Source organism: Actinoplanes sp. G11-F43, assembly GCF_050589265.1.
Lineage (GTDB): Bacteria > Actinomycetota > Actinomycetes > Mycobacteriales > Micromonosporaceae > Actinoplanes.
This window is the reverse complement of sequence record NZ_JBNZCE010000008.1, coordinates 135082-157790: the sequence shown is the minus strand read 5'-3', so window position 1 is coordinate 157790 and position 22709 is coordinate 135082. Positions and strand designations below refer to the sequence as shown.

Below are 22709 nucleotides of genomic sequence, written 5' to 3'. Positions count from 1 at the left end.
GCGACCAGGGTCTCCGACCCGAGAGGCTTCCGCCTTGGATTCGCCGCCCTCCGACGACGGCTACGTTTCGGCAGTAGAGCTGTGTGATCCGCGGTGGTGGGCGGGTGCTGTCGCGGCCTACAGTTCCTGGCTCGGGACCCGGCATGCCGCGCCCGGTGCCGCCTGCTGTCTGCAGCACTACTGCGGCAAGGTCCTGCCCCTCGTCGTGGCGGAGTGGGTCCGGACCGGCCGGCTGCTGTCGATGCGTCACGAGGACTGGCAGGTCCGCGTCGACGAGAACGCGGCCACCACCGCGGCCCGGCACACCGCGGCCCGGCACACCGCGGCCCGGCACACCGCGGCCCGGCACACCGCCGGGCACACCGCGAGCGGCACGCCCGCCGGGGTGCCGGCGGTCGGGCAGGCCGTCGCTGATCATGTCGCGCCGCTGCTGGACGGGGTTCTGGCCGCGTCCAATCTCACCCGGGCGACCGCGCTGGGCGGGCCCGCCGCCTCGCTCGGTGGTGCCGTCGCCCGCCTCTACGCCGCGGCCGATCCGGCGGACCGTGCCGGGATCGTACGGGACGGGGCCGCGATCATCGCCGTGCTGGAGCAGACCGCTGGGCGGGCTCTGATCAGGCTGGACGCCGACGGTGACGTCCTGCTGCAGACCCGGACCACCTGCTGCCTGATCCGCCTCGGGACAGAACGTTCGTTCTGCGATACCTGCCCCCGAATGGACCCCATCGAACGGGTCCGCCGTCAGCGCGCACGCACCCGGAGAGCCCACCCGTGAAACGACGCCTGCCCTTCTGGCCGCTCCTGATCGCCCTACTGCTGAGCGCGGTGGCCAGCGCGATCGCCTCCCTGGCCTTCGGCTCCGAACGAATCCCCCTGACCGAGGTGGTCGGCGCCGTGACCGACCGGTTCACCGGCACCCCACCCGGCCGCTGGGACGTGATCATCTGGGAACTCCGGATGCCCCGGGCCCTGATGGCCCTGACCGTCGGCGCCGGACTGGCGGTAGCCGGTGCCGGCATGCAGACCCTGGTCCGTAATCCGCTGGCCGACCCGTACCTGCTGGGTATCAGTTCCGGCGCCTCGGTGGGCGCCACCGCCGCCATCACCACCGGCGCGCTCGCGGGCCTCGGCGTCTACGCGGTCTCCGGCGGCGCACTGCTGGGAGCGGTCGGCTCGGCCCTGCTGATCTGGCTGATCGCGATGGCCCAGGGCGGCCTGACCCCGCTACGGCTGGTGCTGTCCGGTGTGGTGCTCTCCTCGGGGCTGTCGGCGATCGCGTCACTGCTGGTTTTCCTCAGCGCCGACCCGCGGGCCGCGAACTCGGTGATGTTCTGGATGCTCGGCAGTGTCGGCGGCGCGTCCTGGGAAAAATTGATCATTCCGGCGATCCTGGTGGCCGCCCTGACGGCCGGGATGCTGGCGATGCATCGCTGGCTGGACGCGCTGGCCGCCGGACCGGAGACGGCGGCGTCCTTGGGGATCAACGTGGCCGGGATGCGTACGACATTGTTCGTGGGCCTGTCGGTCCTTGTCGGTGTGCTGGTCGCGGTCAGTGGAGGCGTCGGGTTCGTCGGCCTGATCGTGCCGCATGCCGCGCGGCTGGTCGTCGGCGCCCGCCACCGGGTGGTCCTGCCGGTCGCGGCGGTCGCCGGGGCGGTGTTCCTGATCTGGGTGGACGTGCTCGCCCGGATGGCGGTGCGCCCGCAGGAGATCCCGCTCGGGGTGGTCACCGGGGTGCTCGGTGCGCCGTTGTTCCTGCTGTTGATGGGGCGGGGCATGTACCGGTTCGGCGGCGACCGGTGACCGCGCTGCGCCTGGACGGCGTCTCGGCACGGCTGGGTGGCCGCACGATCCTGCGCGATGTCGACCTGACGATCCCGGAGGGCGTACGCCTGGGCATCGTCGGTGTGAACGGCGCCGGCAAGTCGACGCTGCTGCGGGTGCTGGCCGGAGTGCTGGCACCGGGTTCGGGCAGCGCCCTGCTGGACGGTGTCGACCTGCGCAGGCTCCCGGCCCGCGAGCGTGCCCGCCGGCTGGCCTTCGTACCGCAGGAGGATGTCACCTCCCCGGAACTGCGGGTCGGTGAGATGGTCGCGCTCGGCCGGGTGCCGCAGACCCGGCCCTGGTCCCGTGACAGCCGTGCCGAGCACCGGATCGTCCGTGAGGCGCTGGACGCCGTCGGGCTGGCCGGCCGGTTCGACACCGCTTGCGACCAGCTGTCCGGTGGTGAGCGGCGGCGCGCGGTGCTGGCCCGGGGCCTGGCCCAGCAATGCCCGATCATGCTGCTCGACGAGCCGACCAACCACCTCGACGTGGCCTGGCAGCTCGACCTGCTGGACGTGTTCGCCGCCCGGGCCCGCACCCTGGTCGCCACCATCCACGACCTGGATCTGGCGTTGCGGTTCTTCGACCTGCTCGCCGTCGTCGGCTGGCCGCCCGGCGCCGACCGGGCCATCGACCCGGCCGGCATCGTCGCGTTCGGCACGCCCGCCGAGGTCCTCAGCACCCGCCGGGTGGCCACCCACTTCGGGGTCGGCTCGGTGCAGGTGCCGCATCCCACCCTCGACCAGTCCCACCTGCTCATTCACCCCCGAGAGGACTCATGACCATCCGAACCGGCGTCACGCTGGCACTCACCCTGACCGTCCTGACCGCCTGCTCCAGCCCGTCCCCCACCGGTGAGGCCACCGCCGGGGCGATCACCGTGCAGAACTGCGGGCAGGACGTCGGTGTGGACGAACCCATCAGCCGGCTGTACGCGTACGACGGCGGCATCATCTCCATCGTCCTGGCCGCCGGCGCCCGCGACCAGCTGGTCGCCGTGACCGGCATGGATCAGGACCAGGCGGTGCTCGAACTCGCCTACCCGGACCTGCGCGTCGGTGACCTGAAGGCCGTCGGCGACCAGCACCCCACGCTGGAGAACGTCCTGGCGGTCAAACCGGAGATGATGTTCGCCGGGTACGGCTACGGCTTCAGCGAGTCCCGCAACCTGATGCCCGAGGACCTGACCACGCACGGCATCAAGACATATCTGCTCAGTGAGACCTGCAAGCAGGACGACGGCGCCCGCGGCACGATGGACGCCTGGACCGCGCTCACCACCGACCTGCGCAACATCGGCGACCTGACCGGCCACCGCCCGACCGCCGACACCGTGGTCGCCGACATCGACAAGCGGCGGGCGGCGCTGACCGCGGCGCCGAAGGGCACGCGGACCCCGACCGCGTTCCTGTTCGACTCCGGTGGTGACGCCATCTTCACCTCCGGCTCGTTCGGCGGCCCGCAGGCGATCTTCGACGCGGCCGGAGTCGTCAACGCCACCGCCGACGTCGAGGACACCTGGACCGAGGTGGGCTGGGAGCGCCTGGCCGCCTCCGACCCGGACGTCATCTACTTCGTCGACTACCCCGGCCAGACCTACCAGCAGAAGGTGGACACGCTGAAGGCCAACCCGGCGTCCCGCGACCTGACGGCGGTCAAGGAGGAGCGGTTCGTGAACCTGCCGTACGCCCTGTGGGTGTCCGGCCCTCTCAACATCGACGCCGCCGAGTGGGTCCGCCGGTCGGTGGAACACTTCGGTCTCGCCCCGTCGGCCGGGATCGCCCCCACCCTCGACATCACCCGGCTCACCGAACTGCCCGGCAACGCCTGGCTCCGCTGACCCGGATTCCGGCCGGGGTGCGGTAGAACTGTCGTACACGACGGAGAGGCCGGCCACAGCAGATGTCCCCTGAGGGAGCGTTGACGATCCGTTCGGCTGTCGGTGGTGACGGCGTCGTGCGTCTCGCGGTGGCCGGTGAGGTCGATCTGGCCACCGCCGAGCAGCTGTACGACGCGATCGCCTCGACCGCCGCGACACCCGGGGTGCGTACGGTCGACGTGGACTTCTCCGAGGTCGCGTTCTGTGACTCGACCGGCATCGGCGCGCTGATGCGGGCCCGGCACAGCGCGGGGGAGAGCGCGGTCGCGATGCGGGTGGCCGCGCCGCGGGGCATGGTCCGCCGCACCTTCGAGGTGGCCGGAGTGTGGCAGGTGCTCAGTGACGGCACGCGATGAGAAACCGGCACACGATGAAAGCCCCTGCCTGAGGCGAGGGGCTCTCATCGGTCGCGGCCGGGCACGGGGATCGTCTGCCGCACGAACCCGGACGGTGTCGTGAAGAGACCATGCCCCATCGGGAGGGGATCAATCACACTCACTGTCCGGTTTTGCGCGACGGCGGGATCCGGACCGCGAGCATGGCGACGTCGTCCTCGTGGTCGGTGCCCGCGAACCGGGTGTAGAGCAGGTCCAGCAGCTGCGGCAACGGCGTGCCCGCGTGTGCGCCGAGCGTCTCCCGGAGATCCCGCTCCCGGTCGCCGAAGGCCCGACCCCGGGTCTCGATGAGCCCGTCGGTGTAGAACAGCACGGTCGATCCGGGTGGCAGCGGACGGCTGTGACCGGTGCGCGGCACCTCCCGCCGCAGACCGAGCAGCGGATTCCGGCCGGTCAGCTCACGAACACCGGCCTCGGTGATCAGGAGCGGACTGGGATGCCCGGCGGTCGACCAGCGCAGCCGGTACCCGGCGCCGACCGGATCCGGGTGCAGATCGGCCAGCACCACGGTGGCGGTGACCGGGTCGCCGAGCATCCACCCGGCCGTGTCCAGACGGTGCAGCAGCTCGGCCGGGGACTCCTCGCGATCGACCAGCAGAAGCCGCAGCTTGCTGCGCAGCCGGCCCATCCGGGCGGCGGCCCGCATGTCGTGGCCGGTGACGTCGCCGATGACCAGGGCCAGCCGTTCGGGGCCGAGCCGGACCGCGTCGTACCAGTCCCCGCCGACCTGTTCGCTGCGGGCGGCCGGGTCGTAGCGGGCGGCGATCTGGAACGGCGCCGCGTCGGGCAGGTCGGTCAGCATCGCCCGCTGCAGCACCCGGGACACGTTCTCCCGGGACGACAGATGGTCGGCCCGGTGCAGCGCCTGCGCCACATAACCGGCCAGGGCGGCGAGAACGGCCTGCTCGGCGGCGTCCAGGGTGTACGGCTGCTTCCAGACGAAGGTCAGCGCCCCGACCGTGCCGTCCGGTCCGGGCAGCGGCACACTGGCCGCGGACTGCCAGCCCATCGTGTCGAAGGTGGCCGCCGCGTCCGGGGCGATCCGGTACACCGCCGGCAGATCGGGCAACAGCACCGGGGTGCCGAGCCGGGCGGCCAGCGCGGACGGGGTGGCGGCCCGGTCCCGCGGATCCACCAGGGACACATCGACGTACGCCGGATCCAGCGTCCCGGTGACCAGATGCCGGACCACGCCCACCACGTCGTCGACGGTCCCGGTGCCGGCCAGCGCGACACTGGCCCGCAACAGCAGCTGACTGCGGTCGAACGCCGCCCCGGCCCGCTCCTCACGATGCCGCAGGCCGCTGTGCGCGATCCGCAGCCGCAGCATGTCCGAACACGCGGCGGCGAAATCGGTCAGCAGCCGCAACTCCTCGCCGGTCCAGTCACGGGCTGGTGATCGATCGCGCACAACGACCCCAGGACGGTGCCGGCCGCGTCGGTCAGGGGCAGGCCCGCGTACCCGATCACCTGGAGATCGGTGATCGCCGGGTTCCCGGCCACCCGGGGATCGGTGCGCGCGTCCCGGACGATCAGCGGCGCCGCGCCGGCCACCACATGCCGGCAGAACGAGTGCGACATCGGGGTCTGCCGCCGCCGGTCCCACGGGTCGGCGAGCCCGGCCGCCCCGGGAAACACCTGGCGGTCCGTCTCGACCAGGCTGACCAGCACCACCGGCACGTCCAGCACGGTGCGGACCAGCCCCGCGAAGCGGTCGAACGCCGGATCCGCCGCCGCGGTCAAGCCGGTGCCGGACAGCGCCGCCTCCCGGCGTGCGGGCCGGGCTCCGGGCACGGCCGTCGAACAGATGTCCATCCGATCCTCACACACCCGGGGGAGCGCTTCCAAGGCACTCCCCACGACACCGTCCCGGCGCTCGGCGGTGTTCTGCCGGCGCCACCCCGAACGTAGGTTGACGGTCATGACGAACGTTCGGCTGGAGCCGATGACAGCGGAGCAGTATCAGGCGTGGCGGGCCGCCGCCGAGGCGCACTACACCCGGAGCCTCACCGCGTCCGGGCAGCCGGCGGAGGCCGCGGCCCGCAACTCCGCCACCACCTATACGCGGTTGCTGCCGGACGGGCAGAAGACCCCGGACCATCATTTCTGGTACGCGTACGACGGTGACCGCCGGGTCGGTTTCCTCTGGCTCACAGTGACCGATGACGCCGCGTTCGTCCACAACATCGCCGTCGAGGCAGAGTTGCGCCGGCGGGGTTACGGGCGGGCGATCATGCGGGCCGGCGAACGCTGGTGCCGGGACAACGGCCTGACCCGGATCGGCCTGCACGTGTTCGCCCACAACACCGGCGCGCGGGCCCTCTACGAGCAGCTCGGTTTCACCGAGACCGGCCGCAATCTCGCCAAGGCCCTATGACGTCTCCTGGCCGAGAACTGGCCGTTTCCTCATACAATTCTGGCCATTAACTCGAATTTGAGGATAATTGTTTGGTGAGTTCCGCGGAGTGGGAATCCCGGCGTCGTAGCCACCATTTCTGAGGAGCGTTTCGTGGAAGTCACCGGGTTCTTCGCCGCCATCATCATCGGCCTGGTCATCGGCGCTCTGGGCCGTCTCGTCGTGCCGGGCAAGCAGAACATCCCGATCTGGCTGACCATGCTGATCGGTGTCATCGCCGCCATTCTCGGCACGTTCCTCGCCGCCGCCCTGGGTGTCGACGACACGCCGGGCATCGACTGGATCGAGATCGCGCTGCAGGTCGGCCTGGCCGCCGCCGGGGTCGCCCTGGCCGCCGGCACGTACGGCCGCCGCCGGCACTGACCTCGCACGCCGCGGCCCGCCGCCCACTCCATCGAGTGGGCGGCGGGCCGTTGTGGTCGGTGAGCCGGCTCACGTGCTCACCATTTTTACCAAACGTTCGGTAATATTGGGTCTCATGCTGAAGCCCACGGTCTTCCACTGGGGAGAACTCGAAGCGCAGGCCCGAGCAGGCCTCACCGACAAGGCGGCGGCCGTCTCCCGCCTGGTCCAGCCACACCTGCCGGAGGGCGCCGGCGACTTCCTCGCCCACCAGAACCTGCTGGTCGTCGGAGCGCAGGACGACGACGGCCGGCTGTGGGCGTCCCTGTTCACCGGGCCGCGGGGCTTCGTCACCGCCCCCGACGACGAGACGGTGCGGGTGGCGGCCCGGCTCGCCGCCGACGACCCGGCCGAGCCGATGACCCGCCGCGACGGCCGCCTCGGGCTGCTCGCCATCGACCTGGCGACCCGCATTCGGCTGCGGATGAACGGCACGTCGGCACCGACACCCGACGGGCTCCGGCTGACCATCGAGCAGAGTTTCCCGAACTGCCCGAAGCACATCCGGAAACGTACCGTCGCCGGGCCTGCCACCGGCCACGGCGGGGGAGCGGAGCCGGTCCGGGCCGCCGTGCTGACCACCACCATGACCGACCTGGTCCGGCGGGCCGACACGTTCTTCGTGGCCACCGCGTCCGACACCGGCGATCCCGACGTCTCCCACCGCGGCGGCAACCCGGGCTTCGCCGAGGTGCTGTCGCCGGCCCGGTTGCGCTGGCCCGACTACCGCGGCAACAACATGCTCATGACCCTGGGCAACATGATCGAGAACCCGCATGCCGCCCTGCTCGTCGTCGACTGGGCGACCGGCGCGACGCTGCAGCTCACCGGCCGTGCCGAGGTGCTGTGGCCGGCCGGTTCACGGGCCGTCGAGTTCACCGTCGACGAGGCGGTGTACCGCCCGTCCGCGCTGCCGGCCACCTGGTCGGAGCCGGCCCTGTCCCGGTTCAATCCGCCGGCGGGGACGAGGTAAGCGTCCGGGGCAGCCCGGCCAGCGCCGACCGGAACTCGGCCGGGTCGTCGAGGACCCGGGCCAGGACCAGCGCGCCCTCGATCGTGACCAGGGCGGCCCTGGCCCGGCGCGCCGCCTCCGCCCGCGGGGCTCCGGCCCGCCGGGCGACGTCGGCCATCGCCGCCAGCCAGGCGGTGGCCATCCGGGTGGCGTGAGCCCGGATGCCGTCCGGCGCGCCGCGCAGCGTCATCGTGTCCAGCACACAGGCCAGCCGCCCGTCCGCGTAGAAGACGCCGACCCGGCGGGCCATCTCCGCGACGGCCGCCGCCGGGTCGGCCTCGGCCGTGAGCGGGTCGAGGATCGTGGCGAACTCCCGCTCCACCGACTGCAGGACCGCCGCGGCCATGCCCGGCTTCCCGTCCGGGAACCGGTGATAGAGGCTCGCCCGCTGCAATCCGGTCGCCGACGACAGCGCGGAGAGCGAAGCGCCCTCGTAACCCGACTGGCGGAAGACCTCGGACAGCCGCCGCAACAGGGCGTCGTCGTCGATGCTCGGTGCGCGTCCCATACGCCGAATATTACCGAACATCCGGTAAAGTGTCGGGCGCGCTCCGCAGGCCCAGCTCGATGACCAGTTCCGCGCAGCGCAGGCGGGCCGGGGAGAGATCGTAAGGCATCTTGCGGGAGGCTTCGATCACGCTCATCGAGCCGGGCTTCCGCTTGCCGGGGCCGGGATCCTCCTCGGCGGACTCCGGGTGCAGGATGTCCCAGGCATCCACGATGGTGTCGAAGTCGTCCAGGCCGGACGCGTCGATGGCGGCCTGCAGAGCGTTGTCGAAGGCGTGTCGTTCGGCGGCCACCTGGGCCACCCGCGGATCGTCGACGGCGACGCTGTCGTCGAGCGCCTCCTCGGCGGCCTCGACGCGGTCGGACTCCGCGCGCAGGGCGGGATGCGTGGCCAGGGTGATGTAGAGGGTGGCATTGATCGCCGCGCCGAGCGGGCCGAAGATCCGCTCCATGACCAGGAGGTTGTCCAGGTCATTCTGGCGCAGGGAACCTTCCGGCAGATCCTTGAGGCGTTCGGTGACGAAGTCGGACAGCAGTCCCATCCGGCTGCCTTCGGTCCGCATCCGCTGCACGACGGTGCGCCGCCGCCGCAGTTCCGCCTCCTGCGCGGCGAGGGTCTCCTCCAGCCGCTCCAGGACACCCGCGATGTCGTCACCACCGCCGGGAGGGGCCGTGCCGGGAGTGGTGGTGCCGGAAGTGGCCGTGCCGGGAGTAGTGGTGAAGGCGGCGCGGATGTCGTCCAGGGCGATTCCGGCGTCGGCCATCTTGCGGATCCACAGCAGGCGGATCATGTCCTCGTACCCGTAGCGGCGTCGGCCGTCACCGCCCCGCTCGGGTTCTGGGAGCAGGCCGATCGCGTGGTAGTGGCGGATCGCCCGGGGTGTGCTGCCGGCGAAGGCCGCCGCGTCGCCGATCTTGACGTGGCGGGGTGGGAAGAACGACGAGTAGTGCACGGGTGGAGACCTTTCGCCGGGCGGATCGGGGCGTAGGTCAACTGGATCACATGCCGTTACGTGAGGTGCAAGCCCGCATCCGGCCGGCCGGTCTGAGGCGAGACAGTCCATCGTCGATGCGTTGACAGGTTCGTTTCGAGAATGTTTCAATCTGCCGACATCAATGTGTTAACGCTAACAAGCTTCAGGAGGTTGCGTGTCCTCGCTCCCGGTCTCCCGTCGCCATGTCCTCGGCGCCGCCCTGGTCTCCGCCGCCGGGCCGGCCCTGCTGCGCGCCACCCCCGCCGCCGCGGCCGTCATCCCCCCGGTCCGCCCCGACCTCGGCGTCTCCGCCGCCGCGTTCGACCACGGCCAGGTCCGCCTGACCGCCGGCCGGCTGCTGGACAACCAGACCCGAACCCTCAACTACCTGCGCTTCGTCGACGTCGATCGGCTGCTCTACGTCTTCCGCGCCAACCACGGCCGGTCCACCGGCGGGGCCACCGCCAACGGTGGCTGGGACGCGCCGTCGTTCCCGTTCCGCAGCCACGTGCAGGGCCACTTCCTCACCGCCTGGGCGCAGGCCTGGGCCGTGCTCGGCGACACCACCTGCCGGGACAAGGCCGACTACATGGTCGCCGAGCTGGCCAAATGCCAGGCTGCCAGCGGATACCTGTCCGGGTTCCCGGAAGCCGACATCACCGCCGTGGAGAACCGGACGCTCAACAACGGCAACGTCCCCTACTACTGCATCCACAAGACCATGACCGGGCTGCTCGACGCGTGGCGGCTGATCGGCAACACCCAGGCCCGGACCGTACTGCTCAATCTCGCCGCCTGGGTCGACACCCGCACCGGCCGGCTCACCAGCGCCCAGATGCAGGCCATGCTCGGCACCGAGTTCGGCGGGATGAACGCCGTGCTCACCGACCTGTACCAGCAGACCGGCGACGCCCGCTGGCTGACCGTGGCCCAGCGCTTCGACCACGCGAGCGTCTTCAACCCTCTCGCCAACGGCACCGACGCCCTCAACGGGCTGCACGCCAACACCCAGGTGCCCAAGTGGATCGGCGCGGCCCGCGAGTACAAGGCCACCGGCACCACCCGGTACCGCGACATCGCCGTCAACGCCTGGAACATCACCGTCGGCGCGCACACCTACGCCATCGGCGGCAACAGTCAGGCCGAACACTTCCGCCCGGCCAACGCCATCGCCGCCTACCTGGCCAACGACACCTGCGAGCACTGCAACACGGTCAACATGCTGCGCCTGACCCAGGAGTTGTGGCTGATCGACCCGAACCGGTCGGCGTATTTCGACTTCTACGAGCAGGCTCTGCTCAACCACGTGATCGGCGCGCAGAACCCGGCCGACTCGCACGGGCACGTCACCTATTTCACCCCGCTGCGCCCGGGTGGCCGCCGGGGTGTCGGGCCGGCGTGGGGCGGTGGCACCTGGTCGACCGACTACCACTCGTTCTGGTGCTGTCAGGGCACCGGGATCGAGGTCAACACCCGGTTGATGGAGGCCGTCTACTTCTTCAGCGGGTCGACGCTGACGGTCAACATGTTCGTGCCGTCGACGCTGAACTGGACGCAGCGCGGCATCACCGTCACCCAGGCCACCACCTTCCCCAGCAGCGACACCAGCACGCTCACCCTGTCCGGGACGATGAGCGGATCGTGGAGCATCCGCGTCCGGATCCCGTCGTGGACCTCCGGCGCGTCGATCAGTGTCAACGGCGCGGTCGTCAGCACCCCCGGAGCCGGCGGGTACGCCACGGTCACCCGGGTGTGGGCGTCCGGTGACGTCATCACCGTCAGACTGCCGATGCGGATCGTGCTGCGGCCCACCCCCGATCGGGCCGACGTGCAGGCGATCACGTACGGGCCGATGGTCCTCGCCGGCGACTACGGCAACACCGCGCTGTCCACGTTGCCGTCGCTGGACGCCGGGTCGGTCACCCGCACCACCGCGACCGCCGACGGCGCGCCGGTCAACCTGGTGCCGTTCCATGACGCGCACGGCATCAACTACACGGTGTACTGGACGACCGCGGCAGCGACTCCGGCGTACAAACTGGTCAATGTCGCCAGTGGTCTGGTCCTCGGCATCAAGGACATGTCCACCGCCAACGGCGGCCTCGCCCTGATCTGGGGCGACACCGGCACCGCCGACCACCGCTGGACCCGGATCCCGGACGGCGACGCGATCCGGCTGCGCAACGTCAACAGCGGCAAGGTCCTCGGGGTGCAGAACATGTCCACCGCCGACAACGCCGTCGTCCTGCAGTGGGACGACAACGGCACCGCCGACCACCGCTGGCAGTTGCTCGCCCAGGGCAACGGCACCTACAAGATCCGCAACGCCAACAGCGGCAAACTCCTCGCCGTGCTCAACAACGCCACCGCGCGGGGATCCCAGGTGGTCCAGGATCCCGACAACGGCACGGCCGACAACATCTGGCGGTTGACCCCGATCAATTGACGGTACGACCGCCGGGGGCGGCCAGCATCAGATACCCGCCGGCCGTCCAGGTGTACGCCCGATCGCGCAGCCCCGCGCCGGTCACCGCGTCGAAGTTCTCCGCGAACCCGGACCGCTCACACAGGGTCCGGAACCGGCGGCTGATCTCGTCGGCCAGCCCGGTGAACCCGGCCCGGCGCAGCCCGTCCTCGATCAGCACCGTCGACGGCGCCCAGATCGGGCCACGCCAGTACCCGTCGGCCGCGTACCGAGGCGAGTCCACCGGCTCGGTGGCCAGGCCGTACTCGGTCAGATGGTCCTCGATCCGGCGGGCCAGGGCGGCGGCCACCGGCGCCGGCAGGTCCGCGCCGAGCACGATCGGCATCAGGTCGAGCAGGCTGTCGCTCGGCCGCCGCTCGCCGGTGCGCGGGCACCGGGCCACGAACCGGTCGCCGTCCCACAGATCCCGCAGCATCGCGGCGCCGATCCGGTCCGCCTCCCGCGCCCACGGCCCGGCCGGCTCGCCGAGTTCGGCGGCCAGATCCGCCAGGCAGCGCAACTGGACGACCAGGAACGCGGCCAGATCCGCGCTCTGCACCACCCGGCCGCCGTCGAAGGTGGTGGCGTTGTCCCAGCCGCTGTCGTTGCCGTGGGTGTAGTGCGGCAGATCGGCGCCCGGCGCCCGGCGCGACTCCAGCCAGAACCGGGTCCACCGGGCCAGCCGCTGATAGGTGCGCTCCAGTTCGGCCCGGTCGACCGGGCCGGGCAGCCGCTGGCGGAGACGCTGGAGCGCCCACCCGTGGATCGGCGGTTTGACGAAGTTGTAGAGCACCTCGGAATGGGTGATCGAGTCCGGCAGCGCCCCGCCCGGATCCTGATGGTCGAACGGCAGCTGGAACTGGTCCCACGCCAGGCCGGGATCGCCGGCGGCCAGGGCGATCGCGGTGAAGCAGTGGTCCCAGCTCCACACCTTGTCCATCCAGTGCTTGCTCATCAGCACGGCCGGGCGGGTGACCAGTGCCGCCGGCCGGACGGTGGCCGACCACAGCACGTAGGCGGCCAGCTCCGCCGCCGGGGTCCGCGGAGCGACGGCCTCGGCGAAGGCGGTGAACGCGGCGGCCGACCGCTGATGGACCCGGTCGAAGTCGTCGGCGGCCCGGTACGGCGCCCGCGCGGTCTCGTACTCCTCGATCGCCAGCTCCCACCGGCCGGCCGGCAGGGACATCCCGCGCTCGGCGGTCCCGAGGGCCTCGACCCCGCTGACCTGCTCCGCCGCGCCGGACAGCACGGTGACCCGGTAGCGGCGGCCGGTCTCGTAGGAGGTGAACACGTGCGCGCCGTCGACCGGATCCTGGAAGAGGTAGGTGCCGCTGAACGGCGTCAACGTGCCGGCGGCGGCGGTGATCCGCATCCCCAGCCCGTCGCCCCGCAGCCGGATGGTGTCCGGGCTCTGGTAGGCCAGGTCGACGCGCCCGGCGTCGTCCCGCCAGGTCAGCAGGGCGGGGGTGGCGGTCACGGTGGCCGGGCCGGCCGGGGCGAACCGGAGGACCGGATGCATGCCGGCCTGATGCGAGACCAGGTGCAGGTCGTCGGCGACGGTGTTCTCGGCGATCACCGGCGAGACGCCGAACCACGATCCCCGGTGACTGAACGGAATTTCCCGGACGGCGAACCGCATGGCGCCCACGTGCCTTTCGGTGATGCCCCGGATCGAACCGGGACCAGCGTGATCGATCGTGTTCGAATCGTTGACAGCCCGTGTGATCGTTAACATCCTAGCCACATGACTGCCCGCCGAGCCGGCTCCCTGGTCGCCACCACCGCCCTGATCACCGGAAGCGTCGTCGTGCTGTCCGGGTCGGCCGCGCACGCCGCCACCCTGCCCACCGGCGCCCGGTCGCTGGCCTCGGTCAACCATCCCAGCCGCTACCTGCGCCACCTGGACAGCCTGGCCCGCATCGACCCGGTCAGCACCGCACAGGAGAAACTCGACGCCACCTTCACCGTGATCAACGGCCTGGCGTCCCCGTCGTGCTACTCGTTCCAGGCCAGGAACGGCCGGTTCCTGAGGCACCGCGACTACCGGCTGCGCCTGGACACCAATACCGGTGACGCGACGTTCCGCGGCGACGCCACGTTCTGCGCCGTCGACGGCTCGGTCACCGGCTCGGTCGCGCTGGCCTCCTACAACTATCCGGACCGCCGGATCCGGCACCGCGACTACGCCCTCTGGCTCGACCCCTACCAGGACACCGCCACGTTCCGGGCCGACAGCTCGTTCCGGCTCACCACCGCCTGGGCATCCAGGACCGGCAGGAACCCGGTGCTGCCCGGCCTGTTCGCCGACCCGCACATCACCCACTTCAACGGCCGCTACTACCTCTACCCGACCACCGACGGGTACGCGAGCTGGGGCGGCACGTACTACAAGGCCTTCTCCTCCACCGACCTGGTCGACTGGACCGACCACGGCGTCGTCCTCGACCACGGCCCCGACGTCACGTGGGCCGACAACTCGGCCTGGGCACCCGCCGTGGCCACCCGCAACGGCAAGTACTACCTGTACTTCTCCGGCGGCCTGGCCAGTGGGAACACCGCCAAACAGCTCGGTGTCGCGGTCGCCGGCTCGCCGGCCGGCCCGTTCCGTGACGCCCTCGGCCGCCCGCTGGTCACCAGCGGCCAGTTCTCCGGCGGGCAGGCCATCGACCCGGCCGTCTTCACCGACACCGACGGCCAGTCCTACCTCTACTGGGGTCAAGGCGTGGCCCGCGCCGTGCGGCTCAACACCGACATGACATCCTTCGACCCGTCCGCCGTACGCGTCATCACGCCCAGTGGCTACAACGAGGCACCGTTCGTGTTCAAGCGCAACGGCGTGTACTACCTGATGTGGTCGGAGAACGACACGCGCAGTGAGGACTACCGGGTCGCCTACGCCACCGGCACCTCACCGCTCGGCCCGTGGACGAACCGGGGTGTCGTCCTCCAGAAACGCCTCGACCTCGGCATCAGGGGCACCGGCCATCACTCGGTGGTGCAGACTCCCGGCACCGACACGTGGCACATCGCCTACCACCGTTTCGCCGTGCCCGCCGGCGACGGCACCAACCGGGAGACCGCCATCGACCGGATGGAGTTCAACACCGACGGCACCATCCGCCCGATCGTCCCCACCCTCTGACAGGCGTCCGACGGCCCACTCATCGGGGTCGCGCGGCAGCTCCACCGTGGGGCAGCATGTCGTGGTGACCGAGGCCCAGCCACTCCCCGGCGGCAACGACGGCGGCGCGGTGCGGATCGGTGACACCGTCCGCCGCGCCCCCGGCCCGTGGACCCCGGCGGTGCACGCCCTGCTGCGGCATCTCCACGACGTGGGCTTCGACCGGGCTCCCCGGGCACTGGGTTTCGACGACCAGGGCCGCGAGGTGCTCTCCTTCCTGCCCGGCACCGTGGTCGGAACCACACGACCGTGGCCCGGTTGGGTGCACAGCGACGACGCGTTGCGCCAGGTGGCCCACTGGCTGCGGGACTTCCACCGGGCCACCGCCGGTTTCGTCCCGCCGCCCGGCGCGGTCTGGCGCTCGGGAGACCAGTGGCGACCCGGGATGATCATCGGCCACAACGACGCGGCCCCCTACAACGCGGCCTGGACCGATGGCCACCTGAACGGCTTCTTCGACTGGGATTTCGCCGGCCCCGTCACGGTCGGGTGGGATCTGGCGTTCACCGCTTTCGGCTGGGTGCCGTTGCACGCCCGCCACGTGGTGGAAGCGGAGGGTTTCACCGCTTTCGCCGACCGCCCACGCCGCCTCCGTCTGTTCCTGAACTCCTACGGCTGGGACGGCTCGATCCCCGACTTCATCGCCGTGGTCCAGCAGCGAGCAATCGCCTCGGCCCGCGGCATCCGGCGAGCGGCAGCCACCGGCGATCCCACCTTCACACGAATGATCGCGAACGGTGTCGACGAATCCCTCGAGACCGCCGCGAAGGAACTGGCCGGCTTCCCCACAGCCTGAGGTCGCCGCGGCGAAAGGTGCTTCCTGCCTCGGGAGCGGCGGCGGCTGGAGCGTCTTCTGCGTACCGGGGATCCCGTCGGTGACGCGTTCGGGCGGAAGGCGGCCGTGGTGCCGTCAGACTTCGGACTCTGACCGGGCGGCCACCTCGCGTACGGCGTCGGCGATGACCGGGAAGTCCTTCTTGAGCAGCGCGCCGTGGTTGCTGGTCACCTTCGCGTGGACGCGGATGTTCGGGTTTCGGGTGGTGACCGCGTCGAGGCCGGCCCGGATGCGTTCCTGCTCGTCGCCGCGGCTGCCGAGGGACGTGCCGGAGGCGATCACGTACCGGGTGGGGACGGTGATGGCGTCGAGCACCGGGCCCAGCTCGCGTTCGCGGGACAGCTTGCCGAGCTCGATGTTGCTGTCGGCCTGCTGGTCGGCGGTCATCCGCGGGGTCAGGCCGGTCGGGCGCATCAGTGGCAGGAACCAGCCCATCCGCCGGAACATCTTACGGATCCGCACCTCCATGGCGTCGTCGAGCCAGTCGTGCGGGAAGGCGCCGTCGACCATGACCGCGCCGATCGTACGGCCGGGGTTGCGGTGTGCCCAGTGTGCGGCGACCACCGCACCGTAGGACCAGCCGATCAGCAGGGCCCGGTCGACGCCGCGGGCGGACAGGACGGCGTCGACATCGCGTACGGCGGCCTCGAAGGAGTAGTCCGCCGAACGGTCTGATCTGCCGCGGGCCCGCTCGTCGTAGGTGATGTGCCGCCACTCGGGGCCCAGCTCGGCGATGACCCGCCGCCAGTACCCCTGGGTGGCGAATTGTCCGTTGAGGTAGACCACCGGGATGCCGTCGCCCCCGGTGTCGGTGACGGCCAGTGCGGTGTCGTCGACCTGAACCATGCCGGACCACTTCGACGCGATCATGAGAACCACCTTCTCCTTCGATCAGTTGTTTCTGATGAGGGAAAAGCTACGTTGCCTTCATTGATCCAGCAATCTCCAGGTTGGGGAATCCCTACGTTATTGCTGCTCAGAGCCTCGAATTCATTGCAACGAATGAGCGGGTAATGCAACGTTCTCGAAGAACGTTGCAATGAGTATCGACTGAACGCAAAGAGTCGCCGTCACGCCTGAGGTGGGTTGTCGATGCGGTCGCTCATCGCCCGGCCGTGCGCGGACAGGGTGCCCAGGTCGTCGAGTCCTCGTCGGCGGGCCGGGCTGAACAGGGCGGTGAAGCGCGAGCGGCGTCTGCGCCGGAGTGCGCCGGCCGCCCGGGCGAGGTCCTCGTCGCCGGCCCCGAACTCGACGGCCTGGGTCTCGGCTGCCTCGGTCAGGCGTGCGGCCTCGGCCTGGATCGCCGTCAGCGCCGACAGTGTGGCCAGCCAGGCGGACCGGCGCTGCTGCGGGGACAGGCCGGGCTCCCAGGGGGAGTCGGCCTCCATCGCGTGGTGGCCGGTGGGCTGCTGTCGGGCCAGATCCCATGCGAGCCGCTGAACCGCCGTCGTGAGTGCCTCATTCTCCGCCATCACTCCATGAAAGCGGCCGGCGTCAATCGTGGACGCTGGGGGCCGGCCGACGATCGGTGCCGGGTGTTCGCGCCGGAGGAGGATGGAGGAAAGAACGTTCTATGTGGCGGAGGCGTTGGCGATCATCCGGCGCATGACCTTCAGGGCGACGACGTACTCCTCGTCGGAGATCCCCTCGTGGATCCGGGTCCGCAGATCGCCCACCAGCACCCGGATCCGGCCCTGGGCGGCGCGGCCGGCATCGGTCATGCGCAGACGACCGTTGTCGTCAGCCGCGATCCAGTCCCGATGTTCGAGCTGGGCGATCGCCCGCGGCACCTCGGACGGGCCGTCGGCGACCTCCGCCAGCTGGGCGGCCACCTGATCGCGGGTGAAGTCCCCGGCATCCACCCGGGTCAGCACCCACCACTGCGGCTGCGTCACGTCGATCCCGGCCATGGCGTCACGCAACCTGCCGACGACGGCCTTGTGCACCGCCCCGGCCCAGTACCCGACGGGCTGAGCGGACAGCGCCTGCTCGGACGCGTACGGATCGGCGGTGTTCATGATCTTTCTCCTTCGGTGTATTCGCGCATGACCGCATGCAGCCTGCTCAGTGCGGTGTCGATCAACTCCAGGTCGGCGGGGGAGTAGTCACCGAGGGCGGCGACCATCCGCGCGGCCAGCGGCTCGAAATAGCCGGCCGCGGCCTCCCGGACCCCGGGTGTGGCCCGCAGCGTGACCATCCGCCGATCACTGCTCTCCCGGGTGCGGATCACATGCCCGGCCTTCTCCAGACGGTTCAGCAGGATCGACGTGGCTCCGGTGGTGAGGCTGATCCGCTCGGCCAGCCGCGCGGGTGTGAGTGGCCGCCCGTTCTTCTCCGCGGCGACGATCGACACGACGGCCAGCGCATCGGTGTCGTGCATCTGCTGGTCACGGGCAAACGACCTACCCATCTCACTGTGCACGGCGGAGAGGTCCCGCACCCGCGCGAGCACCTGTTGCCGGGGGTCGATCTGCCGGGGGTCGATGTCCACCCGGCAAACCTATCATGCCGCAAAGTAACTTTCCGAGAAAGCTACTTTCCTGCAAAGCTGAACCCATGAACGAAGTCAGCTCCCGGGACGGCACCCGGATCGGCTACCTGCGCCGCGGCACCGGGCCGGGCCTGGTGCTCGTGCAGGGCGCGATGGGCACCGCCCACCACTTCACCGATCTCGCCGAGGCGCTGGCGGCCGACTTCACCGTCTACCTTCCCGACCGGCGCGGCCGGGGGATGAGCCCTCGGCCGTACGACGGTGGCCACCACATCGCCCGCGACGTCGAGGACCTCGACGCACTGCTCGCCGCAACCGGCGCGGACCGGGTGTTCGGCCTCAGCTCCGGCGCGATGATCACCCTGGAGGCGGCCCGCACGCTGCCGCGGATCACCCGGGCCGCGGTGTACGGGCCGCCCTTCTACCCCGACGGCATCGACCACGACAGCATCCGGCGTATCGGCACCCACCTCGACCGGGGCCGCCCGGCCGGGGCCCTGGTCACCGCGCTGCGCACCACCGGAGTCGGCCCCGCCCCACTGCGCCTGCTCCCGGAGCCGGTGGCCCGGCTGCTCGCCGCCGCCCTGCTCGCCGCCGACGCGCGGGCGAAGAACCCAGCCCCGAAACTGCGCGACATGCTCCCCGGCATCCGTTACGACTTCCATGTCGTCGGCGGCATGGACGGCCGGATGCCGAGCCTGGCGTCCGTCGGCAAGCCGGTGCTGTTGCTCAGCGGCACGGGAAGTCCCGCCTTCCTGCGTGCCGCCATCCGTGACCTGGTTCGGGTGCTGCCCCGGGCGGAGCACATCGAGTTCACCGGCCTTGACCACTCCGGCCCGTGGAACGCCGGCCGGCCGGAGATCGTCGCGGCGGCGCTCCGGCACTTCTTCGCCTGACCGGTCACCCGGCAGGGGACGGCATCGGGGTCCTCCTGAGCAGTGGGTATCACGTGTCAACCAGGCGTGCGAGAATCGTCAGGTGACCGAAGCGACCAGCGCCGACGTGGCCCGCCTCGCCGGCGTCTCCCGGGCCACCGTCAGCCACATCCTCAACGGCCGCGGCCAGCGCTTCACCGCCGCCACCCACGAGAAGGTCCGCCGCGCCGTCGAAGAACTCCACTACCGTCCGTCACCGGCCGGCCGCGCCCTCGTCCGCGGGCGAAGCGACCTGGTGGTGGCGCTCATCCCCTACACCACGTTCGGCACCAACCTGCAGGACGCCATCGACCGGCTCAGCGCCGAGGTCGCCACCATCGGCCTCAAAGTCGTCGTCCGCCTCGCCGGCCCCGACCTCACCGGCACCGTCGAGGCCCTGCTCGACCTGCGCCCCGCCGCCGTCCTCGACTGGGACACCCTGCCGGCCGCGGACCGCGACACCCTGCGCACCGCCGGCGTCGCTCTGATCGACGCCGCGTCCACCCGCCTCAACCAGGACGCCGGCCGCCTGCTCACCGTCGCCGTCCTGGCCCGCGGCCCGCGCACCCTGCTCTACGCGGCCCTGCTCGACACCCGGTCCGACATCTTCGGCCCGGACCGCTACGCCGGCATGGCCGCCGAAGCCGCCGACCGCGGCCTGCCCGCACCCGACCTGGTCGCCGTCCCCCTCGACCCGGCGGGCGCGGCCGTGGCATTACAACCCCACTTCGCCGCCGGTACGCCCCTCGCCATCGGCTGCTACAACGACGAGGTGGCGATCGCCGTGCTGTCCGCCGCCCGAACCCACGGCCGCACCGTCCCGGCAGAGGTGACCGTGGCAGGCGTCGACCACACCCCGGTCGGCCAGCTGATCACCCCACGGCTCACCACGATCCGGGTGGACAGCAGCCACCTGCTCGGCACCACCGCCCGCCTGCTCGCCGACGCGCTCCAGGCCCCGGCCCCGTCACCCCCGGTCACCGCTCCCACCCAGCCGGCCCTCCGGCTGATCCCGGGCGAGACCACCTGAGGATCTAACCGCGGTCCGCTGGGCCCCGGATCGTGGCGGCAAGCATCGCGTCCGTCTCCGGATCGGGCATGATCTCCCGAACCCCTGGGCACGACGGCACGCGGCGGCGATCTCGGCGGGGGCGAGATGCCCGAGATGGCTGGTCGCGAAGCCGAATCAGAATCAGTCGAATCCAATTGTCGTACGGCTACCGAACGGTTCCCGGTGTCAGCGGCGATCTCGGCAGCCACCGCCCTGCCCCGCTCGACGTCGCGCACCGCCAGGGGGACGGCAGCGCCCCGGCGGGCGAGCGCTCTCCACGCCGACGCCCGACGCCCCGCCGGTGACGACGGCCCGCCGCCCGCTCAGATCGATCCCCTCGGTCATTTCGTCCGCCGTCGAGAACGCCCCGACCGGTGTGGCGATGAAAGCGTGCTCCATGCCCTCAGGGCGAGCGGCCGGCATCGGGTGTGACGACCCGCCGGTCAGGCGCGCTCGATGCCGAGTTCCCCGAGCAGGATCGACAGGGCCGCCGGATCGGCGAAGACGAACCCCGACCCGTCGCCGTCGTCCACGACCTCGACGAAGACCCGTGGGTCCGTGTCGTCGCGCGGTCGGAGCCGCCCGGCGATCTCGGAGACCATCAGCGTGTCGAGGTACCGGTCCGACCGATGCTCCAGGTGCCACACCAGTTCGTCGCCGTTGACCAGCATCCGGATGCGCTCACCGCCGGCATGGTCGAGGAGTTCCACGTCGCCGATCGTCACCGTGCCACCGCTGGCGGCCGTGAACCGGTCGAACAGGTCGCGGTAGCCGGACAGAAGACTGTCGACCTCCGGGTGGACCCGCACCCCGGCGCCCCACGCCTCCATCATGTCGAGCAGCGCACCGGCGGGGTCGTGGCCGTAGTAGGACAACGGCTGATCGCGCAGTTCGTCCTTCCCCGGCCCGGCCACCACGTCGATGCCGAGCTCCACGGCCCGGTCCGCCAGCCGCCCCACTGTCGTCAACGCCGTCCACCGTCCTCGCGTGTGCCGGTGCTCCGGAGGATGCCAGCGGGCGGCCGGATCCGCGAGCGCCGGACACCGCGTGGGCGGGAGGTCACGACCGGACCGGTTCCGCCACGCTGATCAGGGCGGCCGCGCCGGAGATGCGCAGCACCCGCTCGACCGCTGTACTGGTGTTGATCAGGCGATAGCCCCGCCCGAGGCGGCGGGCCTCGACGGCGCCCCGCAGCAGGGAACGGACGCCGGCCGCGGCGACGAACGACACCTGCGCGAGGTCGATGTTCAGCTGGGTCACCCCGGGCTGCCCGGCGGCGTTGGCGATGATCGCGGAAAGGGTGTCGCTGACATCCTCGTCGAGTTCGCCGGTCACCGCGAGACGCACGACGCCCCCGCAGCCCTGCTGTTTCTCGATGGAGAACGGACGGATCACGTGTTCCCCCGTTCGGGTTTTCCGTGGAGCGGCCGGTGCGCGGCGCCGAGTTCCGACCCTATCCTCCCGGCACGTGCCGGCAGGCGTGGCCGAGCAGAAATCACTCGGGTGCGCGCGTCACCGGAGTTCCGGGTCACGGTGGCCGGACCCGCGGCCGGTTCCCGGCGAGTGACAATGGCCGGGTGACCGCGATCCGCTGTGACGTCGAGCCGATCGGCACACACCTGCTGGTGCGCGTCACCGGCGAGTTGTCCATGGTGTCGGCGCCGCGGGTGCGTGCGGCGCTGACCAAATGCCTGGTCGAGCAGCCCGACTCGATCGTGATCGACGTGGCTGGGATGCGGGTCGCCGAGCCCCGGGCGCTGTCGGTGTTCCGGGCGGTCAGCCGGCAGGCCGTGATCTGGCCGGGCATCCCGCTGCTGTTCGCCGCGCCCACGCCTGAGATCGCCGAGTTGATCGTCGTCTCGGGTGAGGGCCGGCCGGCGGTGTTCGGCTCGGTGGAGGCGGCGCTGGCGGCCGGCCCCCGCCAGCGGATGCCGGTGGTCAGCGACATGCTGCTACCGGCGGTGGGGTCCGCGAGCCGGGCCCGCGAGGTGGTGACCGCCGCGTGCGCCCGATGGGATCTGCCGTATCTGACGGAGCCGGCCGTGGTCATCGCCGGGGAACTCGTGACGAACGCGGCGCAGCACGCGCGCACCATGATGACCTTGCGGCTGACGCTCAGTCGCCGCTATCTGCTGATCGCGGTCCGGGACGGCTCCACCGTCGAGCCGAAGCCGCCCGTGACCGCCACCGGCGATCCCGACGCGCCGCGTGGCCTGCTGCTCGTCGACGCGCTCGCCGTACGGTGGGGGAGCCACACCACCTTCGACGGAAAGGTGGTGTGGGCGACGCTGTCCCGCCCGGCCAGGTGAACCGGTGCGGCTTCCGGTTGCGGCCGGGCGCCGGAGTGGCAGACTGGCGGAGCCG

Annotated in this window: 25 protein-coding genes; 14 read left to right on the top strand and 11 right to left on the bottom strand. The window is 71.2% G+C overall.

Annotated elements, in window-relative coordinates; genetic code table 11:
* Positions 1-34 precede the first annotated feature (34 nt).
* From ACQ0O7_RS09875 to ACQ0O7_RS09855, 5 genes are all read left to right on the top strand, one after another.
* Positions 35-775: a hypothetical protein gene (locus ACQ0O7_RS09875; protein ID WP_430781578.1), complete on the top strand. Its 741-nt coding sequence runs from the start codon at positions 35-37 to the stop codon at positions 773-775.
* Positions 772-1803 (top strand): FecCD family ABC transporter permease, encoded by a 1032-nt coding sequence (locus tag ACQ0O7_RS09870; protein WP_430781577.1) that lies wholly within the window; start codon positions 772-774, stop codon positions 1801-1803. The genes ACQ0O7_RS09875 and ACQ0O7_RS09870 overlap by 4 nt, the downstream gene beginning before the upstream one ends.
* A complete protein-coding gene (locus ACQ0O7_RS09865) occupies positions 1800-2606 on the top strand; it encodes an ABC transporter ATP-binding protein (protein ID WP_430781576.1) in 807 nt (268 codons plus the stop codon). The genes ACQ0O7_RS09870 and ACQ0O7_RS09865 overlap by 4 nt, the downstream gene beginning before the upstream one ends.
* Entirely contained in the window at positions 2603-3664 is a 1062-nt protein-coding gene (locus tag ACQ0O7_RS09860; protein ID WP_430781574.1) for an ABC transporter substrate-binding protein, read from the top strand. Before ACQ0O7_RS09865 ends, ACQ0O7_RS09860 begins: the two co-directional genes overlap by 4 nt.
* 116 nt (positions 3665-3780) lie before the next feature.
* Entirely contained in the window at positions 3781-4059 is a 279-nt protein-coding gene (locus tag ACQ0O7_RS09855) for an STAS domain-containing protein (protein ID WP_430781572.1), read from the top strand.
* A 139-nt stretch (positions 4060-4198) separates the two neighbouring features.
* Here the strand turns inward: ACQ0O7_RS09855 and ACQ0O7_RS09850 are convergent, their stop codons facing one another.
* Positions 4199-5509, bottom strand: coding sequence for a PP2C family protein-serine/threonine phosphatase (locus ACQ0O7_RS09850; RefSeq protein WP_430781571.1), 1311 nt, complete (start codon positions 5507-5509; stop codon positions 4199-4201).
* On the bottom strand, positions 5455-6021 hold the full coding sequence (locus ACQ0O7_RS09845) for a GAF domain-containing protein (RefSeq protein WP_430781570.1): 567 nt from the start codon (positions 6019-6021) through the stop codon (positions 5455-5457). The genes ACQ0O7_RS09850 and ACQ0O7_RS09845 overlap by 55 nt, the downstream gene beginning before the upstream one ends.
* Between ACQ0O7_RS09845 and ACQ0O7_RS09840 the strand changes: the two genes are divergently transcribed.
* From ACQ0O7_RS09840 to ACQ0O7_RS09830, 3 genes are all read left to right on the top strand, one after another.
* Positions 6020-6475, top strand: coding sequence for a GNAT family N-acetyltransferase (locus ACQ0O7_RS09840; protein ID WP_430781569.1), 456 nt, complete (start codon positions 6020-6022; stop codon positions 6473-6475). The two genes, ACQ0O7_RS09845 and ACQ0O7_RS09840, sit on opposite strands and share 2 nt — an antisense overlap.
* Before the next feature lie 132 nt (positions 6476-6607).
* Positions 6608-6877 carry a GlsB/YeaQ/YmgE family stress response membrane protein gene (locus tag ACQ0O7_RS09835; RefSeq protein ID WP_430781567.1) on the top strand — a complete coding sequence of 90 codons (270 nt, stop codon included), beginning with the start codon at positions 6608-6610 and terminating at the stop codon, positions 6875-6877.
* A 115-nt stretch (positions 6878-6992) separates the two neighbouring features.
* Positions 6993-7889, top strand: coding sequence for a pyridoxamine 5'-phosphate oxidase family protein (locus ACQ0O7_RS09830; RefSeq protein WP_430781565.1), 897 nt, complete (start codon positions 6993-6995; stop codon positions 7887-7889).
* On the opposite strand, the gene ACQ0O7_RS09825 is transcribed toward ACQ0O7_RS09830, so the two are convergent.
* Positions 7864-8436: a TetR/AcrR family transcriptional regulator gene (locus ACQ0O7_RS09825; RefSeq protein ID WP_430781563.1), complete on the bottom strand. Its 573-nt coding sequence runs from the start codon at positions 8434-8436 to the stop codon at positions 7864-7866. The genes ACQ0O7_RS09830 and ACQ0O7_RS09825 overlap by 26 nt on opposite strands.
* A gap of 10 nt (positions 8437-8446) precedes the next feature.
* The gene (locus ACQ0O7_RS09820) at positions 8447-9388 is read right to left on the bottom strand and encodes a MerR family transcriptional regulator (protein ID WP_430781562.1); all 942 of its coding nucleotides are present in this window, start codon (positions 9386-9388) and stop codon (positions 8447-8449) included.
* Positions 9389-9584: 196 nt separating this feature from the next.
* Between ACQ0O7_RS09820 and ACQ0O7_RS09815 the strand changes: the two genes are divergently transcribed.
* Positions 9585-11855: a beta-L-arabinofuranosidase domain-containing protein gene (locus tag ACQ0O7_RS09815; RefSeq protein ID WP_430781561.1), complete on the top strand. Its 2271-nt coding sequence runs from the start codon at positions 9585-9587 to the stop codon at positions 11853-11855.
* Here ACQ0O7_RS09815 and ACQ0O7_RS09810 read toward each other — a convergent pair.
* Positions 11848-13512 carry an amylo-alpha-1,6-glucosidase gene (locus ACQ0O7_RS09810; protein WP_430781559.1) on the bottom strand — a complete coding sequence of 555 codons (1665 nt, stop codon included), beginning with the start codon at positions 13510-13512 and terminating at the stop codon, positions 11848-11850. The two genes, ACQ0O7_RS09815 and ACQ0O7_RS09810, sit on opposite strands and share 8 nt — an antisense overlap.
* A gap of 105 nt (positions 13513-13617) precedes the next feature.
* On the opposite strand from ACQ0O7_RS09810, the gene ACQ0O7_RS09805 reads away from it, so the two are divergent.
* Positions 13618-15015, top strand: coding sequence for a family 43 glycosylhydrolase (locus tag ACQ0O7_RS09805; protein WP_430781557.1), 1398 nt, complete (start codon positions 13618-13620; stop codon positions 15013-15015).
* 64 nt (positions 15016-15079) lie between these two features.
* Positions 15080-15850, top strand: coding sequence for a phosphotransferase (locus tag ACQ0O7_RS09800; RefSeq protein WP_430781556.1), 771 nt, complete (start codon positions 15080-15082; stop codon positions 15848-15850).
* Positions 15851-15964: 114 nt separating this feature from the next.
* Here the strand turns inward: ACQ0O7_RS09800 and ACQ0O7_RS09795 are convergent, their stop codons facing one another.
* The 4 genes from ACQ0O7_RS09795 to ACQ0O7_RS09780 form a co-directional block, all read right to left on the bottom strand.
* Positions 15965-16759: an alpha/beta fold hydrolase gene (locus tag ACQ0O7_RS09795; RefSeq protein ID WP_430781555.1), complete on the bottom strand. Its 795-nt coding sequence runs from the start codon at positions 16757-16759 to the stop codon at positions 15965-15967.
* Between the two features lie 200 nt (positions 16760-16959).
* Positions 16960-17361 carry a hypothetical protein gene (locus tag ACQ0O7_RS09790; protein ID WP_430781554.1) on the bottom strand — a complete coding sequence of 134 codons (402 nt, stop codon included), beginning with the start codon at positions 17359-17361 and terminating at the stop codon, positions 16960-16962.
* A gap of 99 nt (positions 17362-17460) precedes the next feature.
* Positions 17461-17907 (bottom strand): MarR family winged helix-turn-helix transcriptional regulator, encoded by a 447-nt coding sequence (locus ACQ0O7_RS09785; protein ID WP_430781553.1) that lies wholly within the window; start codon positions 17905-17907, stop codon positions 17461-17463.
* Positions 17904-18380, bottom strand: coding sequence for a MarR family winged helix-turn-helix transcriptional regulator (locus ACQ0O7_RS09780; RefSeq protein WP_430781551.1), 477 nt, complete (start codon positions 18378-18380; stop codon positions 17904-17906). The genes ACQ0O7_RS09785 and ACQ0O7_RS09780 overlap by 4 nt, the downstream gene beginning before the upstream one ends.
* A 65-nt stretch (positions 18381-18445) precedes the next feature.
* On the opposite strand from ACQ0O7_RS09780, the gene ACQ0O7_RS09775 reads away from it, so the two are divergent.
* A complete protein-coding gene (locus ACQ0O7_RS09775; RefSeq protein WP_430781550.1) occupies positions 18446-19276 on the top strand; it encodes an alpha/beta fold hydrolase in 831 nt (276 codons plus the stop codon).
* 82 nt (positions 19277-19358) lie between these two features.
* Positions 19359-20324 (top strand): LacI family DNA-binding transcriptional regulator, encoded by a 966-nt coding sequence (locus ACQ0O7_RS09770; protein ID WP_430781548.1) that lies wholly within the window; start codon positions 19359-19361, stop codon positions 20322-20324.
* A 464-nt stretch (positions 20325-20788) separates the two neighbouring features.
* Here ACQ0O7_RS09770 and ACQ0O7_RS09765 read toward each other — a convergent pair whose 3' ends face one another.
* Together ACQ0O7_RS09765 and ACQ0O7_RS09760 are read right to left on the bottom strand one after the other, a co-directional pair.
* Positions 20789-21313: a hypothetical protein gene (locus ACQ0O7_RS09765; protein WP_430781547.1), complete on the bottom strand. Its 525-nt coding sequence runs from the start codon at positions 21311-21313 to the stop codon at positions 20789-20791.
* 91 nt (positions 21314-21404) lie between these two features.
* A complete protein-coding gene (locus ACQ0O7_RS09760; RefSeq protein WP_430781546.1) occupies positions 21405-21740 on the bottom strand; it encodes an STAS domain-containing protein in 336 nt (111 codons plus the stop codon).
* Between the two features lie 182 nt (positions 21741-21922).
* Here ACQ0O7_RS09760 and ACQ0O7_RS09755 point away from each other — a divergent pair, with 182 nt between their 5' ends.
* On the top strand, positions 21923-22654 hold the full coding sequence (locus ACQ0O7_RS09755; RefSeq protein WP_430781544.1) for an STAS domain-containing protein: 732 nt from the start codon (positions 21923-21925) through the stop codon (positions 22652-22654).
* The last annotated feature ends 55 nt before the right edge of the window (positions 22655-22709 follow it).